Here is a 16,439-nt window from a genome sequence, read left to right on the forward strand (position 1 = left end):
CGATGGCGGCGGCGGCCGGCAATCCGGCGCGCACCCGCGACGAGGATGCCATCGGCACCCCGCCGCCGGGCCCGACCCTGGTGCCCGCCGAACGCTACTACTCCCCCGCCTTCGCCGCGCTCGAGGTGGAGCGGATGTGGCCGCGGGTGTGGCAACTGGCCTGCATGGTCGATCACGTCGCGGCCCCCAGCGACTACTTCGAATACCGTTGCGGGCCATACGGTGTGCTGATCGTCCGCGGCGACGACGGCGCGCTGCGGGCGTTCCAGAACGTGTGCCGGCACCGCGGCAACTCGTTGTGCAGCGGCTCGGGTTCGGGCCTGCGGGAGCTCAAATGCCGCTATCACGGCTGGACCTGGGACCTGGCCGGCGCGCTCAAACGGGTGCCCGACCGCAAGGGCTTCGGCTCGCTGCGGCTGTCCGACTATCCGCTGATCCCGGCCCGGGTCGACACCTGGGCGGGCCTGGTCTTCGTCAACCTGGACCCCGACGCGATGCCGCTGCCCGAATACCTCGAGGCGATACCCGAGGACATCGCCTGGTGCCGGCTCGACGAATTCCGTTGCTACGCCACGCTCACCGTCGAGGTCGACGCCAACTGGAAGACCATCGCCGACGGCTACAGCGAGACCTACCACATCCAGACGTTGCATCCCGAGCTGTTGCGCTGCGTGGACGATATCCATGCGCCGCAACAGATTTGGCGGCATACCGGAAAGTCCGATCAGCCCTACGGCGTGCCGAGCCCACGTTTCGAGGGCGCGCTCAGCGACGAAGAGGTCTGGGACGCTTACGTTTCCACCCAGGGCGCGCTGATGGGTGCAGCCGAGGGCACGCCGTTTCCCGCCGCCGACCGCCGACCTGGGCAGACGGTGGCCGACCTGATCGCGGACCGCACCCGGGCCTTCGCCGCGACCCGCGGCGTCGATTTGGGCTGGGCCGACACTGATCGGATCACCCGGCTGCACCAGTACAACGCCTTTCCCAACATGACGTTTCTGACCAACGCCGACCACCTGACCGTCATGTGCTCGCGGCCCGCGCCCGACCCGGCCGCCGCGCCCGACAAGGGCGAGCTGGTGATGTTCCTGACCACCCGGATGCCGCCGGGCGCGCCGCGCACCAAGCCGACCGATGTCCGGATGAGCGCCGGGGAAGCCGAGCCCGGGCTGGTGCTCACCCAGGACATCGCGGTGCTCGCCGGCCTGCAGCGCGGCATGCACCAGCCCGGCTTCACGCATCTGGTGCTGTCCAGCGAGGAGCGGCGGGTGATCAACATGCACCGCAACCTGGAACGCTACCTGGACCTACCCGCCGCACAGCGGATGAGCGGCGGTGCCGGGACGTGACCGCCGGCCGCAGAATCCGTGTACACAACGCCAAAGCGGGCCCCGGCGATTTAGAATCCCGCTTGTGATGACCCCGTCTTACCCCTGGGGGGACGATCGAGGGCAACTTGCGCAGCAACTACGGCTGCGGTATCACACGCTCCGCCGGCGGCGCGCGCGGCGACTGTGCCACAGTTTCGAACGGGTGGGTGTTCGGACGGCGCCGGAGCGGCTGCGGGAAATGCTGGCGGGCGCGCCGCTTGCCGCTCATGAAGTGATCAACGTGAATTTCGCGTTGATCGCGATCCAGCTGAACCGGGAGGCCCGGGTCGCCCGGTACCGGCGGCTCAGGCAGCGCGGAGCCCGCTCGCTGATGTTCGCCGGGCTGATCATGGTGGTGATCAACTTCCTGATGTGCATGGCCTACCTGCTGCTCAATCTCGCGGAGCCGGCGGCGCCCCTGTAGGCCCCCGGTGGCTCGTCAGCGCGGGGCGACGATGCCGTTGTCGTAGGCGTAGACGATCGCGGCGGCCCGGTCGCGCAGATCGAGTTTGCCGAAGATCCGGCCGATGTGGCTTTTCACGGTGACCCCGGAGATGCACAGCTCGTCGGCGATCTCGCTGTTGGACAAGCCTTTTCCGATCAACGTCAACACGTCCAGCTCGCGGGTGGTCAGTTCGGCGATCGCGGCGCCGCGCGGGCCGGGCGCGGCCTTGCGGTAGGTGGTGAGCACCCGCGAGGTCACCGCGGGGTCGAGGTAGCCCTCGCCCCGGGCGACCGCCCGCACCGCGCGGATCAGTTCCTCGGCGGAGGAGTCTTTGAGCACGAAGCCCGCCGCGCCGGCGCGCAGCGCCGCGGACAACAGCTCGTCCTCGTTGAAGGTGGTCAGCGCGAGCACCGGTGGTGTGCCGCCCAGCCGGCGGGTCGCCTCGATGCCGTCGACGCGGCGCATCCGCAGGTCCATCACGACGACGTCGGGCCGGTGCGCGGCGACCGCGGCGGGCACCTCGTCGCCGTCGGCGCACTCGGCGACGATGACGAATCCGTCCTTGCGGCGCAGGATCCGGCGCAGCCCGGAACGCACCAGGTCCTGGTCGTCGACGAGCAGCACGGCGATCTCGGGGGCCGGGTCGGTCACGCCTTACCACACCACCACGGTCGCCAGGAGCCGTCGCTTTCCTGCAGCGGGATCTCGGCGCACACCGACCACCCGTCCCGGGTCGGGCCGACGTCGATGGCACCGCCTAGCAGCTCGACGCGCTGGCGCATGCCGCGCACGCCGCGCCCCTCCGGCGACCGCGCGGCCACCACCGCCGCCGGCAGTATGTTGGTGACCGCCAGCCGCGCCGACGCCGGGGAAATATCAAGCACCACACCGGCTTTCGACTCGGGCGCATGCTTGGCGATGTTGGCCAGCGACTCCTGCGTGATGCGGTACAGCGCCAGCCCCACCGCCGGCGAGACGTGATCGGTGGGTCCCTCGACGCACAGCGTGACGGCCAGGCCGGCGCGGCGGAAGCCGTCGACCAGGGACGCGACGTCGTCGAGGCCGGGTTCGGGGGTGGTCGGCGCGGCTTTGGTGGGCCAGTTGTCCAGCAGCCCGACGGTGCGGCGGATGTCGGCCATCGCCTGGCGGCCCAGCCGTTCGGCCTGCTCGAGCGCCTCCACCGCGTCGTCGACGTCGCGATCCTGCTGCAACGCCCGCCGCGCCCCCGTCACGTGCAACAGCGTGATGCTCAGCGAATGCGCGATGACGTCGTGCACCTCGCGGGCGATGCGCCGCCGCTCGTCGGCGGCGGCGTGCTCGGCCAGCATCTGCTGCGCCTCGATCTGTTCGGGCACCAGCAACCGTTGGGTGCGCATCAAGTAGCCCAGCAGCCAGGCCACCACGATGAACCCCAGGTACAACACGATCGCGTCGAGGCGGTGCAGCGCGGCCGCGGTGAGCAACAGCGCGGCCGCCGACGCGGCGGCCAGCAGGCCGCCCACCACCGAGGCCAGCGTCGCGACGACGAGGACCATCAGGACCAACAGGGCCGGCGCGAAATCGGCGCGAATGGGCGTGGACGTGCCGAACAGCGTCAGCGCGGTCGACGCCGTCCAGGTCGCCCACAACGGCCCCGGGGTCATTTTCATGTTGAAGACGAAAAACGCCACCGTGGGCGACAGCGCGATGGCGAACGCGGTCAGCGACACGGGCAGGTCGGCGGCGGGCCGCTGCAGCGTCCCGATGGTGCCGCCGAGCAGCAGGGCCGCATCGACGGCGATCAGCGACGCCCACGTAAGACCGACGGGAATCAGCTCGCCGCGGCGGCGAAGCTGTTCGCGCAGGTGACATATTGCGGCGCGCAACATCGTCCAATCCTAGAAGAGCCCCGCCGGCCGCCACATCATCCCGCGGTCGGCACCCGGCTCCGCCCGTGGTAGGAGGCAAAGACTGAACTTCGGCACGACGCGCGAGGGCTTGCACTTTCCTAGCGTCGAGTCATGACATGGGCACTGCTGCACGACCGGATGGCCTTCATGGCCGAAGTGATCAAGACCGCCGAGACCGACCCGTCCGCGGCGCTCGCGTTGATCGACAACTCCCCCAGGGTGCCCGAGCTGTTCGGCGACGCAGAGGGATTGATGTTGTCGCTCGGCCAGCGCTGGATCACCACGCTGGTGGCCAAGCTCGACCAGGCGGCCCACGAGGGCACGTCGGCCGAACAGGTGCGGGCCGATCTCGAGGCCGCCTCGCCCGGGCTGCACGCGCTGGTGACCATCGGCGCGCGTCGCTCACTGCGGATGCGGTCGATGGCGCGCGGTGAGCACGCCGCCGTCAGCCTGTTCGGCGGGCCCTCGGGCGATCGGCAGACCGTTGCCTGACCGGCCGGGCATCCTCGGGCGGCTGACCGGCCGGTACGCGCTGCTGGTGGTGGGGCTGTGGGTGCTGGCCGCGGCCGTCGCCAATGTGGCTGTGCCGCAACTGGAACGGGTGGTCGACAGCCACGCCCGGTCCTTCATGCCGCCCAGCGCCCCGAGCGCGGTGGCCGCCGCCCGGGCCGCCCAGTTGTTCGACCAGACGCCGAGCAACAACTTCGTTTACGTTGTGCTGGAACGCAATCAGCGGCTGGGCGCCGGCGATCGACAGTTCTACGACGCGTTGACGGCGGCGCTGGGCTCCGACCACCGGCACGTGTACGCGGTGACCGACCTGTGGTCACAGCCCGCCACCGCGGCCGGCGCCCAGAGCACCGACGGCCAGGCCGTCAGCGTGATGGTCCGGCTGGCCGGCATGCTCGGCACCGCCCAGGCCCGCGATTCGGTGAACGCGGTCCGCGCCACCGCCCAGAAGCTCAGCCCGCCGGCCGGCCTGCAGGTCCATGTCACGGGCCCCGGCGCCACCATCGTCGACGAATTCTCCGCGATCGACCGGCAGATGCTGGGGATCACCGCCGCCACCATCGGCCTGATCCTGCTGTTGCTGCTGGTGGTGTACCGGTCGCCGGTCGCCGCGGCGATCCCGCTGATCTCGGTGGGGCTCGCCCTCGCGCTGGCCCGCGCCGTCGTCGCCGCCCTCGGGCAGGCCAATGTGGTTGAGGTGTCGCTGTTTTCGGTTGCGCTGATGGCCGCCATGACACTGGGCGCCGGCACCGATTACGCGATCTTCCTGGTGGGCCGCTACCACGAAGCGCGTCGCGGCGGCGTCGCGCCGGCCCAGGCGCTGACCGTGGCCTACCGTTCCATCGCGCCCGTGGTGATCGGGTCGGCGCTGACCGTGTCGGTGGCATTGGCCTGCCTGGTTTTCGCCCACGTGGGATCGTTCCGCAGCGCCGGATTACCTTGTGCCATCGGCATTCTGGCCACCATGGTGGCGGCGCTGACGTTGACTCCCGCGCTGATGAGCCTGGCGGTGCGGCGCGGATACCTGGAACCGCGGCCGTCGCGCACCGCGCGGCGCTGGCGCCGGGTGGGCACCACCGTGGCGCGCTGGCCCGGTCCGATCCTGGTCGCCGCGTTGGGGTTGACCCTGCTGGTCGCCCTGCCGCTGGCCGGCATGCGGATCGGCTTCAACGAGCCCGCCGCCACGCCGTCGTCCACCGACTCCAACCGCGGATACGCAAGCGCCGGCCGGCATTTCCCGGAGAACGCGTTGCTGCCCGACGTCATCGCCATTCGGGCCGACCACGACCTGCGCAACCCGGCGGGCTTGATCGCCATCGAACGGATCACGCGGCACATCATGGCCGTTCCCGGCGTGCGTGCCGTGCAATCCGCCAGCCGCCCGGACGGCAAGGTGCCCGAACAGGCGACGTTGAGCTATCAGGCCGGGGTGCTGGGCCGCCAGTTCGGCGACACCGTGGATTCGCTGACCCAGCGCCTGGCGCGGGTCTCCGAGCTGGACGGCGCGCTGGCGCAGACCCAGCACGCGGTGGATGGCCTCGGCAACGGATTGCGCGGCGGCAGCGCGGGTTTGGCCGACATGTCGGGCGCGGCCGACGACATGCGGGCCGGGATGGACGGCCTGCAGCGCAACGTCACCACGGTGTCGGGCTACCTCGACCCGCTGCGCGACTTCGTCGGGCGGACCCCCGACTGCGCCGCCAACCCGATCTGCTCGACGGTGGACCGGGTGCTGGCGCCGGTCGACAGCCTGGTGCAGACGTCGGCGCAACTCGGCTCCGGAGCCGCCAAACTGACCACCGGCTCCAACACCGCCGCCACCGCGATGGCCGGGCTGCCGCAGAACGTCGACGCGATGAAAAGCGCCCTGGTGCAGGCGCGTTCGGCGACGCGCGATCTGCTGGGACTGTCCGACACGCTGGGGCCGCAGATGCACCAGCTGACCGACTACCTCAACGAGATCAGCACCCAGTTCCAGGGCAGTGCCGCCGCGGATTTCTACCTGCCGCAGCGCGCGCTCACCGATCCGCGCTACACCGCCGTGCTGAACCACCTGATCTCGCAAAACGGCCGCGCCGCTTACCTGTTGGTGTACGGCGACGGCGCGGAGTGGGGCGCCGACGGTGCCGGGCGGGCCGAGCAGGTGCGCGCGGCCATCAAGGAGGCCACCAAGGAAGGCACCCTGACCCCCGTGGAGGTCGACCTCGCCGGGGTCGGCCCGGTCACCGCCGACCTGCAGCGCTTCGTGGCCGACGACACCCGGCTGCTGGTGGGCGCCGCGCTGGTGCTGAACTTCCTGATCGTCACCGCGATGCTGCGCAGCCCCGTGGCGGGCCTGGTGGTGGTCGGGACCGTCGTCACGTCATACGCCTCGGCGATCGGTGCCAGCGTGCTGATCTGGCAGCACCTGCTGCATCAGGAGCTGCACTGGGCGGTCGCCCCGATCGCGTTCATCGCGTTGATCGCCGTCGGCGCGGACTACAACCTGCTGCTGGCGTTGCGCATCAAACAGGAAGCGGCGGCGGGACTTCGGACCGGGATCATCCGCGCCTTCGGCGGCACCGGTGGGGTGGTCACCGTCGCCGGCATCATCTTCGGGCTGACCATGCTGGCGCTGCTGACCAGCAGCGTGCTCAGCATCGCCCAGATCGGCACCACCATCGCCGTCGGTCTGCTGCTGGACACTCTGGTGGTGCGGGCGTTCATCGTGCCGTCCATCGTGGCGCTGTTGGGCCGCTGGTTCTGGTGGCCCAGTCCCCTGCCCCGCCGCGGCGTCGCCCGCGTCGTGAAAACGGTTGAGCCGCAACCGCTCAGCGTCGCTACTGCGGTGTGATGACCGTGGACGGCAGCCCGACCAGCACGCCCTCGACGTCGCCGTCGGCGCTGAGCAGCAGGCCACGTCCCGGCGGCAGCGCCTGGGCGCGGACGTTGCGGTTGATCCGGTTCTGCGGGTCGTTATCCATATACAGCTGGGCGACTTTCGCGGAGTTCTGGAACCTGATCCACGGATCCATCTGCAGGGTGGCCCAGTTCGCGCTGTTGCGGGTGGTGAACACGTGCAGGCCGATCTGGCGGGCCCGCTCCATCAGCTTCCACAACGCCGCGCCCACCGGCGGCTTGGGGGGGTAGCTCTGATCGGGCCGCAGGTCGCCGATGTCGTCGATGAGCACGAAATGCCGTGGGCCTTCCCACGGTTTGAGGGCGCGCAGCTCCTCCTGGCTCAGGCCCTTGGGCGGCAGCCGGGGCAGCAGGATCTGTTGGGCCAGTGCGGTGATCACCTCGTCGATCTCGTCCTGGTCGTAGGCGTAGGCGCGCACATAACCCGGGCCGTGCAGATCGCGCAGCCCGTGCGGAGCGGTCTTGGGGTCGATCAGCGTCAGCTGCGCTTCCTCGGGGCTGAACCGGCTCATGATCGCTTCCCCGATTGCCACCAGCGACAAGGTCTTTCCGCAGCCTTGGCGCCCCAGGATCATCAGCCCGGGGCTTTCCCGGAGGTTGATGGGCACCGGGCCCAGCTCGTGCCGCTCGCCGATGGCGAACGCGATCGACAGATCGTCCCCGCTCGGGTGGGCGGCCTGGTACTCCAGGATCGTCTTGAGTTCCACCCGCTGCGGCAGCCGCTGCAGGGTGGCGTGCTTGGTGACGCCCGCGACGTCGGCGATGCGGGCACCCACGTCGACGATGCTGACCATCTGGCCGGTCGCGGGGTCGGTCAGCGCCGGCACCCCCACCCGCAGCTCGTGCAGGCTGTCGGTCAGCCCGAATCCGGGCCGGTTCAGCGTGCGCCGGGCCGCGTCGCGTGACTCCAGCGACGAGTGCCCCATCTGGCTTTCGCTCGGATCGGCCAGCCGCAATTGGATTCGCGCCGTGGCGTTTTGCAGCAGGCTCTGCCGCTGCCCGTGGATCCAACCGCCCGCGCTGCACATCACGTGGACCCCGTACTCGGGGCCGCGGCTACTCAACGAGATGATGCGGTCACCCAGCACGGTGTCCTTGGAGTACAGGTCGTCGTAGTCGTCGACCACCACGAACACATCCCCGAACGGGTCGTTGGCGTCGGTGCCGCCCAGCCCGTCACTGCCCGGACCGAAGCGGCGCTCCCGGAACCCGTCGAGGTCGATCTTGAGTTGCCGGAACGAATTCTCGCGGGCGTCGATCAGCGCGTCCATGCTGCTCAAGATCCGCTCGATGCCCTCGGCGTCCTTCGGGGACACGATGTCGGTGACGTGCGGCAGCGAGGCGGCCTGGGCCAGCGTCGCCCCGCCGATGCAGAAGAACGTCACCCGCGCCGGGCTGTACATCGTTGCGGCCGAGCACATCAGCGTCATCAGCGTGGTGGTCTTGCCGCGCTGCTTGGCGCCGACCACGATCACGTTGCTGCGCAGCGCGTCGACGGCGTGGACCACCTGCTTGGACTCCTCGGGGATGTCCATGACACCGACCGGGAACATCAGGCCCGGGTTCTGCCCATAGTCGACGTGCCAGGGCTTGCCCCGGTACCCGGCGACCAGGACATCGATGGGTTCGGAATCCTCCAGCGGCTCCAGCCAGGGCCGCCGCGGCGAGCGGTGCGGCACGTTCTGCAGCGACTCGCGCAGCACGTCCACGATCTTCTTGCGCTTGAAACCGTCTTCGTAGTAAAGGAATTCGTCCGGCTCGGCGTCGACGGCGGCGGCCTGCTCCAGCGCGGTCGCATCGGCGGCGTCCAGCGGCTGGTACTGCCAGTTGTACAGCCACGGCTTGGTCAACGTCATGTCGACGGTGGCGGCGACCTCCTTGGTCTTGGGAACCACGAACGGCGCGGACAGGTAGAAGCACCGGAACGGCTCCAGGTCGCGCGGCCCCACCTTCAGCAGACCGAAGCCGTTCTCCTTCGACGGCAGGTGGTAGGCGGCGTCCGAGCCGATCACCTCGCGGCTGTCGTCCCCGGATTCGGCGCGCAGCGCGATGCGGAATGCGATGTTGGACTTGACCTTTTGCAGCGAGGACAGGTCCAGGCGCTGGCCTCCGAGCATGAAGAAGACGTTGGCGCCGCGGCCCTCCTGACCGATGTGGATGATGAGGTTGATCCACTTCTCGTGGTTGGCGAACAGTTCCAGGTACTCGTCGACGATCACCAGCAGGACCGGCACCGGGGGCAGATCGCGCCCGGCGAGCCGGATCTCCTCGTAGTCGTTGGCGTCACGTGCACCCACCGAGGTGAACAGCTCGTACCGCTGTTTGATCTCGCCGTCGATGACCCGGCGCATCCGCTCGGCCAGGTGCCGTTCGTCCTTGCCCAGGTTGGACAGCGCGGCCACGACGTGCGGGATGCCCAGGATGTCCTGGGCCGCCGACTCGAACTTCATGTCGACGAAGATGACGTTGAACGTCTCCGGCGAGTGCGTCAGCGCGATGCCGTAGACCAGGGACAGGAAGAACTCCGACTTGCCCGAGCCGCTGGTGCCGATCACCACCGAGTGGAAACCGAAGCCGCCGAAGTCTTTTGCCCGGATGATGATGTTCTGCAGCTCGCCGTTGGGTTTCGCCCCCACCGGGACCTCGCACCAGCGTTCGTCGCCGCGGCCCCGCCGCTCGGCCCACAACCGGTCGACGTCCAACTCCCGGGGGTCGCTGATGCCCAGCGCCCGCAGCAGTTCGGTGGCGCCGCTGACCGAGTCGTCGATCTCGCTGCGGCTGGTCGGCGACCACCGCGCCATCGCCCGCGCGTACCGGTAGGCGCGGTGGATGGACAGCTGGTCGGCGTGGGCGAAGAACTTGTTGCGCACCCGCAGCAGCGGGGCCGGCCGGCCGTCCTCGCCGTCGGCGTCCGAGCCGTTGCGGCGCAACGCGATTTCGCCGTTGGTCGAGCCGTTGGGTGAGCTGTGCCGCTCGCTGAGCTCGAACACCTGGTCCTTGGCGAAGCCGACTCCGGTACCCACCCGAGATGCGATGCGCAGCAGCGTGATTCCCGCCTTGCCTACCTGGCCGACCACGCTCTCCCAGGCATCGGGGCTGCCGGTGTTGTCGTCGACGATCACCAGGTGCGGGCCGAGATCGACGGTGTCGGTGGCGGTTTCCAGCGCCGAGCCCATGGCGGTGGGGCTGGCCGCCGCCAGCGGTGTCCAGGGACCGCGTTTGCCTTTCATGTGCAGCTCGGCGCCCAGGGTGGCCTCGAGTTCCTCCGGGGTGGCGAAGACCAGCCGCCGCCACCCGCAGGCGTCGAACAGCTCGTCGTGCAGGTTGTGCGGCAGCCACACGATCCACGACCACACCTCGGGATTGCGGGTCACCACCAGCAGCTTGACGTCGCGCGGGTTGTGGAACACCGCCAGCGAGCACAGCACCGAACGCATCAGCGACCGCAGCCGGTCCAGGTCCTCGCCGACGAAGCTGAATCCGGGCGCCGAGCGCAGGTTCACCACCTTGGCGATGTCGCGAATCTTGCGCTGCTCCAAGATGAAATCGCGCAGGGCCTGCCCGGTGACCGGCTCGAGCTCCTCGTCGGAGGCGATGTCGGGCCAGGTCACCGACAGCACCGAGTCCGGCGCATGCTGGACGCCGGTGCCCAGGCGCACCTCCAGGAAGTCCTCGTCGCCCCGGCCGCGTTCCCACATGCGCGGGCCGCCGATGATGGCGCCCAGGCCGCGCGGGTCGGAGTGAACCGAGTTCTGCCATTCGCGTTGCGCGCACACCGCGCTCTGGATTTCGTCGCGGTTGCTGTCCAGGTCCCGGAGATAGCGGCGGCGGCCCTTTTCCATTTCGCCCCAGGTGATCTTGCGGGCCCGCCCGAAGCGACCGGAGAACGCGAGCATGCTGAAGGCGCCGATGCCCATCAACGGGAAGAAACCGGTGGACAGGCTGCGCACGCCGGAGACGTACAGCATGACGATGGTGCCGATCAGCGCGACGATCAGGGCCGGCACCCCGATCATCACCCAGATGTTGCGCGGTTCGCGTTCCGGCAGGGCGATGGGGGCGGCGGGTGCCACCCGAACCGGTTTCGGTGGCTCGATCTTGACGCGGTTGATGGGGAACGCTTTCTTGGACATTCTCTAGCCTCCCGGCTTCGCCGATGTGGTCACCACAGCCACCTTGCCCAGCGCGGGCACCGTGTCGCGCGCCAAAAGCGCTGCCTCCCTTGACAGCGCGGGGCCGGCGGCGAAGGTTCGCAGCAGCGGCCAGGGCGCTTGCACCGCCGAGCCCGGATCGAGCCCGAGGGCGCGCAATGTCGATTCGTCGTTGGCGATCCCGAACCGGACGCCGTTGTCGGACACCCAGAACAGCGATTCCCGGGAATCGGAGGTGACCACGCCGCTGGTCGACGTCACGAAGTTCGCCGCGCCCGGCAGCACCAGCACCTGGTTGGCGACCACCGAGGCCGGGTCGCGGTCGTCGCGCACCAGATGCACGATCCGGTTGTCCAGGTACGACGGCGTCGGCAGCCCGCGGCCGTTGTACACGACGACCCGCGCCTGCGGATCCGTCGAGCCCTTCTCCCACCCGACGCAGGTGGTCGGATTAGCCGCGGTGTCAATGAAATTCAGCCGCTTGGTCGGGTAGTAGTCCACCGCCAGCGAGGTCACCTCGGGAATGTTGACCAGCACGTCGGGGGTGACCACCCGCGGCGCCGTCGACCCGTAGGAGTTGGCGCTGCGCAGCAGGTCGGCGACGAAGCTGGTCACCTTTTGCACTCCGTCGGGCAGCAACACGTAGAACTGGGTGCCGCCGCTGGCGGTCTGGGCTTGCAGCACCGCACCGACCTGCGAACCCGACACCCACGTCGACGGGGTGCCCGCCAGCGGCACCGGGGGCACACCCAGCGGCTCGGTCGCGGGCAGCGCGTCAAAGAGCGCCCGCGAAATCTCCACCGGCAGCGTCACTCCCGGGTCCAGGCCCAGGCTCAGCGTGACCGCGCGGTTGACCGGGTCGATCTGCGAGCGCTTGCCTCCCCAGATCACGTAGGTGTTGCCCTCGAACGTCACCAGCAATCCGGCGTCGTCGCGCAGCGGTGCCGCGCGGTCGAATCCCTCGAGCGGACCCGCGATCGAGGTCACCACCGGCTTTTCCGGGCTGCGCGGGCGGCCCGCCGTGTCGCACACCGCCCAGGCCGAAATGGCGCCGCGGTGCACCGGCATCGCCGCCGGCGCCCCGGGGATGCCGACTAGCGGGCCCGTCGGATATTTCGCGATCTCAGCGGGTTTCACCCATGTCGGCTGGTTCGCCGTCCCGGTGGCCAGCCGCGCGGAGGTCAGGTTCAGCGCCGGGTAGAGCCGCCCGTCGATCTTCGCGTAGAGCGCCCCGGAGTCACGGTCCCCGATGATCGTCGAATCACCCACGATGCCAGTGGGTTTCAGCACGTTCAGCAACATCATCCACCCGGAGGCGATGGCCACCAGCACCATGGACAGCACCAGCGCGGCGGTCTGCTTGCGGTCGTCGTGCTTCATGCGCACCGAGAAGCGGGTGGTCGCCGCCCGCAGCCGCCGGTTGTAGAACAGGTGCCCGGAGTTCTGGTCGCGGTTAGACAAACTCAGCGGCATCGTCAGTACCCCTTGGGTGATCGGCGAGGATCGGCCTGCTGAATCCGATCGGCGAGATTCGACGCGTCGGCGGCAACCCCGTAACGGCCCATCGCATAGTTGATGAACGCGCACGCCTGCGCGACCAGGTTGTGGATGTCGCGCGAGGTGCCGCGCTGGTGATAGGCGGCGAAGGTGGGTTCGATGAATTGCCAGGCGCCCTTGCTGGGGGTGCCCCGCGCGGCGTTGGCATCCCAGTCGTTGACCGCGCCGGCGTTGTAGTTCGATTCGCGACGGGCGACCAGGTCCATGCCGCGCTCCCAGCGGGCCCGCGCCGCCGGGTCGTGAATGCCCTTGATATCCAAGGCTTTACGGATGGCGGCCAGCACCGCGGGGCGTCCGCCCGGCTGGTTGGCGGACCCGGCGGCCGGACGGCGGTGGCGGTAGTACAGGCGTCGCAGCCGCAGCGCGAGCAGCCGCGCGCGCCGCCGCGAGCGGCTGATGTGCCGGTGCTGGGTGCGCAGCCGCCCCGCCATGCGGGCCATGGCCTCGCGCCGGCCCAGCGGGGTATCGGCGGCCGGTGCCGCGTCGGCCAGCGCGGCGTCCAGCACCGTTCCCGTCGCCGCCCGGCCGTGCGCGTGATCGGCCCGCGCCGCCGCCAGGACGGTCCGCAGCACCCGGTCGGCGTCGTCCGACTGCGCCAGCCGTTGCGTCAAGGCAGCCGACCGGGCGACAACGGCGGCCGGCAGCGTGGACGGTGACGTGGTGCGGGGCCGGACCGTCGGGGCACCGAGGGGGTCGCGGGTAGGGGCGCCGGCGAACAGTTCGTGGCCGCGCGACAACGCCGCGACCGCTTGCATTCTCAGGGGATCGGTCACCGGCTTCCCCACCCCGATCCACCTGCGCGCCGTGGCGGCGCCGCATCCTTACCGGACACTCGAGCTAGTACTCCCACACCCTCCTGGCCGCGAACGCCGCAGACCTACCAATAGCATGCACGTATCGACAGTTCTGCTGTCAATAACGGGCAATCCGGGCTGACCCGCGCATGGGAATCGTTGGGATCGGCCGGCCGCGATTACGTAGCGACCCTACTGCGGTGGGACCCACCCGACCACTCACCTCTGGTTTCGGGGTGGACTATTCCTTGGGCTCGTCGTCGGACGGCATGATCACGATCCGGCGGTTGGGCCGGTTGGTGACCACGGTCGGCTTGGCCTCGCCGGGCTTGCTGCCCGGAGCGCTGGGCGGGATCGTCAAGCGGCCCTTGACCGGCTGGCCGTTGGGCACGCCCGGGGCGGTGACCCGCTTTTCGGCCGGCTTGTCCTTGTTGCCGCCTTCGCCGCCGGCGCCCATCGCGCCCGGGGGCATCATCGGCATGCCCGTCATGCCGGTTTGTCCGGGCATGGCGGGCATCCCGCCGGTCGGCGGCATCATCGCGGCTTTGGCGCCGGCCGGGGTGGTCGGCGGGGATGACGTCGGCACCGGCGGCGGGCCCAGCGAGCTGGTCGGAACCGTGCCGCCCCCGCCCAAGCCGGCGCCGCCGCCACCCGCGCCCGCACCGCCGCCCAGGCCGGATCCGGCGCCGCCGACGCTGTCGACCAGATGCGCGTTGTCGGCCAGCGACGCCGCGCCGTGGGCGCCCTGAACCGCGCTCATCAGCGGCTGCAGGGCGCTTTGGCCGGCCTGCATCGCCTGCTGGGGAAGCTGGGTGAGCGGTCCCATGACGCCGCCCATCGCCCCGCCGAGGGCGCCGGTGACGCTGGACAGCATCTGCTGCAGCATCTGCATCTCTTGCGAGCCGTTGGCCTCGTTGGCCGGGAACTTCGCAGCGGCGTCGGCGGCACGGGCCTTGCGGTCCGCGTCGGCGGCGGCGGCGTCGGCGGCGTCCTTGGGGACGTTGGCGTTGCCGGCCCCGCCGACCATGCCCTGCCCGGCGTCGGCGGGTGACGTACCGCCCGGCGGCACCGGAAACGGCCGCGGAATCGACGCCGGTGGTCCCCCGACTATCGCCGTAGTAGTCGGCAGATCATTTTTGATAATTCCCCCGGGACCACCCACGACCTCACCTCCACCCCGCTCGTTCGACGCTTATCCAAGCGCTGGCGATCATTCGTATCGCCATTTTGTCACAGCGCGCCGATAACGGTATTCACCCGAGGAATGCGGGCTACGAGCCGGCGCGGTGGTTGATTGCCTGGAACCAGGCCAGGTGATAGTGCGCGAGGTACTCGTGGCCGTCGATCAACGCCTGGATGGCCGCCAAAAGCATCCAGTCTCCGACGGCCGCAGGGTCGTGATGGGGATATGCCGTTAATACCGCGTGTTGAATTTCGGCGGTGCATTCGCGCAGCATCCGGATTTCGCTTTCCAGCACACCCGTCTTCCGCACCGCCGGTGCCGCGACCGCCTGGGCGATGCGCGGCAGGCCGTCGCGACGGCGGACGGCGTCCACCAGGGTGGGGCCCAGCTCGTCTATCTGCGGTGCGGCCGACCGGGCCGGCCGATCGCCGCTGAGTGTCGGCTCGTCCGAACCCGGTTCGGCCACATAGGTATTGGCGTGATGGGCGGCCGCGACCGTGACCGCGCCGAGCAGGTCCACCACGTTGGCGTCGTGGCGGCGGGCGGCCGGCTCGAGCAAGGTTACGTGGGCGGGCAGCCGGAGGTGCGGTGGAATCCACCCACTCGCTAGGTCGGTGACAAGCGTGGTGGTGCCGTCGTCGCGCAGCCCCGCCGCCCAGGACAGGCGGGGTTCCTGCCGGGCTACCGCGTCGACGAGTCGCTGCAGCCGCTGCTGTTCGGCCGCCCGACTGGATGCGGCGCCGGCGGTCGCGCCCGCGGTCGCCGATACCGCCGATGCGTTCGCCAGCGTCGAGGAGCCCGCGCCGGCCTGGCCGGCCGCGGCCGACGCGGCGCTGCGCTCCACCGGGGAGACCAGCGTGCCGCCCGCCGATGGCGACGATGCCGGCGAGGGGGCCACCGGCGCGCCGGAGACCGGGCCGGTGGGGGCGGACGGCACCGATGGCGCCGCCACGACCGGTGGGCGTAGATCGGAACCGTAGGCGGGCAAAGATCCGGAGGGGACCGACGGCCCGCCGGTCGCCGCGGACGACCACGAGCCGCCCGTCATGACCGCCGGTGCGACCGGAGCGGCGCCGCCTGCGGCCGACGGGGCCGACGCGGCGGCCGGCGGCGCGTCGACGGGAGGCGTTGCCGCGATGAAGGCGCCGGCGCTGGGGACGGTCGGCGCTACCGGCGGTGTGCCCGCCGGGGTTTGCGGCGCCCCCGTCTCCATCGCTTGCAGCGCGTTCGCCGAAAAGGCTTGTCCGCCAGGCCCCGTCGCCTGGCCGGTCGCCAACCCAGAGGCGAACGATTGCGCCAGGTTGGGCTGCCCGCCCTGGCCGAGGCCTAGCCCCGACGGCGCCATCGCCGCAGGCGCGCCGTGTACGCCAGGGACGCCCGACGGGACAGTTCCCGAGGCGGCGGAGAACGACGGGGCCCCAGCGGGCGCCGGTGATGCTGGTGCCGTCGGGCCGGGCAGGCCCGCACCACCCACTCCTGGCCCACCCGCCGACGGCGGCACGACGCCTGCGTCCGTGTGTGGTCGTCCGGGGAAGCCGGCAGCCCCGACCCCTGGACTTCCGTTCGAGAGCGCTTGATCGCTTCCGCTGGAGTGCGGCTCGCTCGGCATACCACCACCACCGACTCCCGGTCCGGTAGAGGA

Annotated in this window: 11 protein-coding genes; 4 read left to right on the forward strand and 7 right to left on the reverse strand. The window is 70.3% G+C overall.

Annotation, left to right across the window (positions count from 1 at the left end; all coding sequences use genetic code 11):
- Positions 1-2: 2 nt before the first annotated feature.
- Together MAA44156_RS23000 and MAA44156_RS23005 are read left to right on the forward strand one after the other, a co-directional pair.
- Positions 3-1,349, forward strand: a complete 1,347-nt coding sequence (locus tag MAA44156_RS23000; protein WP_009979950.1) for an aromatic ring-hydroxylating oxygenase subunit alpha — start codon at positions 3-5, stop codon at positions 1,347-1,349.
- A 184-nt stretch (positions 1,350-1,533) separates the two neighbouring features.
- On the forward strand, positions 1,534-1,794 hold the full coding sequence (locus tag MAA44156_RS23005; protein ID WP_003878281.1) for a hypothetical protein: 261 nt from the start codon (positions 1,534-1,536) through the stop codon (positions 1,792-1,794).
- A 15-nt stretch (positions 1,795-1,809) separates the two neighbouring features.
- Here MAA44156_RS23005 and MAA44156_RS23010 read toward each other — a convergent pair whose 3' ends face one another.
- Positions 1,810-2,466, reverse strand: a complete 657-nt coding sequence (locus MAA44156_RS23010; protein ID WP_009979951.1) for a response regulator transcription factor — start codon at positions 2,464-2,466, stop codon at positions 1,810-1,812.
- Positions 2,463-3,683: a sensor histidine kinase gene (locus MAA44156_RS23015; protein WP_009979953.1), complete on the reverse strand. Its 1,221-nt coding sequence runs from the start codon at positions 3,681-3,683 to the stop codon at positions 2,463-2,465. The genes MAA44156_RS23010 and MAA44156_RS23015 overlap by 4 nt, the downstream gene beginning before the upstream one ends.
- 132 nt (positions 3,684-3,815) lie before the next feature.
- On the opposite strand from MAA44156_RS23015, the gene MAA44156_RS23020 reads away from it, so the two are divergent.
- Together MAA44156_RS23020 and MAA44156_RS23025 are read left to right on the forward strand one after the other, a co-directional pair.
- The gene (locus tag MAA44156_RS23020) at positions 3,816-4,196 is read left to right on the forward strand and encodes a hypothetical protein (protein WP_009979954.1); all 381 of its coding nucleotides are present in this window, start codon (positions 3,816-3,818) and stop codon (positions 4,194-4,196) included.
- A complete protein-coding gene (locus tag MAA44156_RS23025; protein ID WP_009979955.1) occupies positions 4,189-7,047 on the forward strand; it encodes an MMPL/RND family transporter in 2,859 nt (952 codons plus the stop codon). The genes MAA44156_RS23020 and MAA44156_RS23025 overlap by 8 nt, the downstream gene beginning before the upstream one ends.
- Here MAA44156_RS23025 and MAA44156_RS23030 read toward each other — a convergent pair.
- The 5 genes from MAA44156_RS23030 to MAA44156_RS23385 form a co-directional block, all read right to left on the reverse strand.
- A complete protein-coding gene (locus tag MAA44156_RS23030; RefSeq protein ID WP_009979956.1) occupies positions 7,034-11,245 on the reverse strand; it encodes a type VII secretion protein EccC in 4,212 nt (1,403 codons plus the stop codon). The genes MAA44156_RS23025 and MAA44156_RS23030 overlap by 14 nt on opposite strands.
- Before the next feature lie 3 nt (positions 11,246-11,248).
- Positions 11,249-12,736 carry a type VII secretion protein EccB gene (gene eccB / locus MAA44156_RS23035; protein ID WP_009979957.1) on the reverse strand — a complete coding sequence of 496 codons (1,488 nt, stop codon included), beginning with the start codon at positions 12,734-12,736 and terminating at the stop codon, positions 11,249-11,251.
- A gap of 2 nt (positions 12,737-12,738) precedes the next feature.
- The gene (locus MAA44156_RS23040) at positions 12,739-13,575 is read right to left on the reverse strand and encodes a transglycosylase SLT domain-containing protein (RefSeq protein WP_009979958.1); all 837 of its coding nucleotides are present in this window, start codon (positions 13,573-13,575) and stop codon (positions 12,739-12,741) included.
- Between the two features lie 280 nt (positions 13,576-13,855).
- Positions 13,856-14,641, reverse strand: a complete 786-nt coding sequence (locus tag MAA44156_RS23045; RefSeq protein WP_033721319.1) for a hypothetical protein — start codon at positions 14,639-14,641, stop codon at positions 13,856-13,858.
- A gap of 244 nt (positions 14,642-14,885) precedes the next feature.
- Complete coding sequence (locus MAA44156_RS23385) at positions 14,886-16,406, reverse strand: DUF5631 domain-containing protein (RefSeq protein WP_332909157.1); 1,521 nt, start codon at positions 16,404-16,406, stop codon at positions 14,886-14,888.
- Between the last annotated feature and the right edge of the window lie 33 nt (positions 16,407-16,439).

Origin of the sequence: Mycobacterium avium subsp. avium, assembly GCF_009741445.1 — a bacterium.
GTDB classification, from domain to species: Bacteria; Actinomycetota; Actinomycetes; order Mycobacteriales; family Mycobacteriaceae; genus Mycobacterium; species Mycobacterium avium.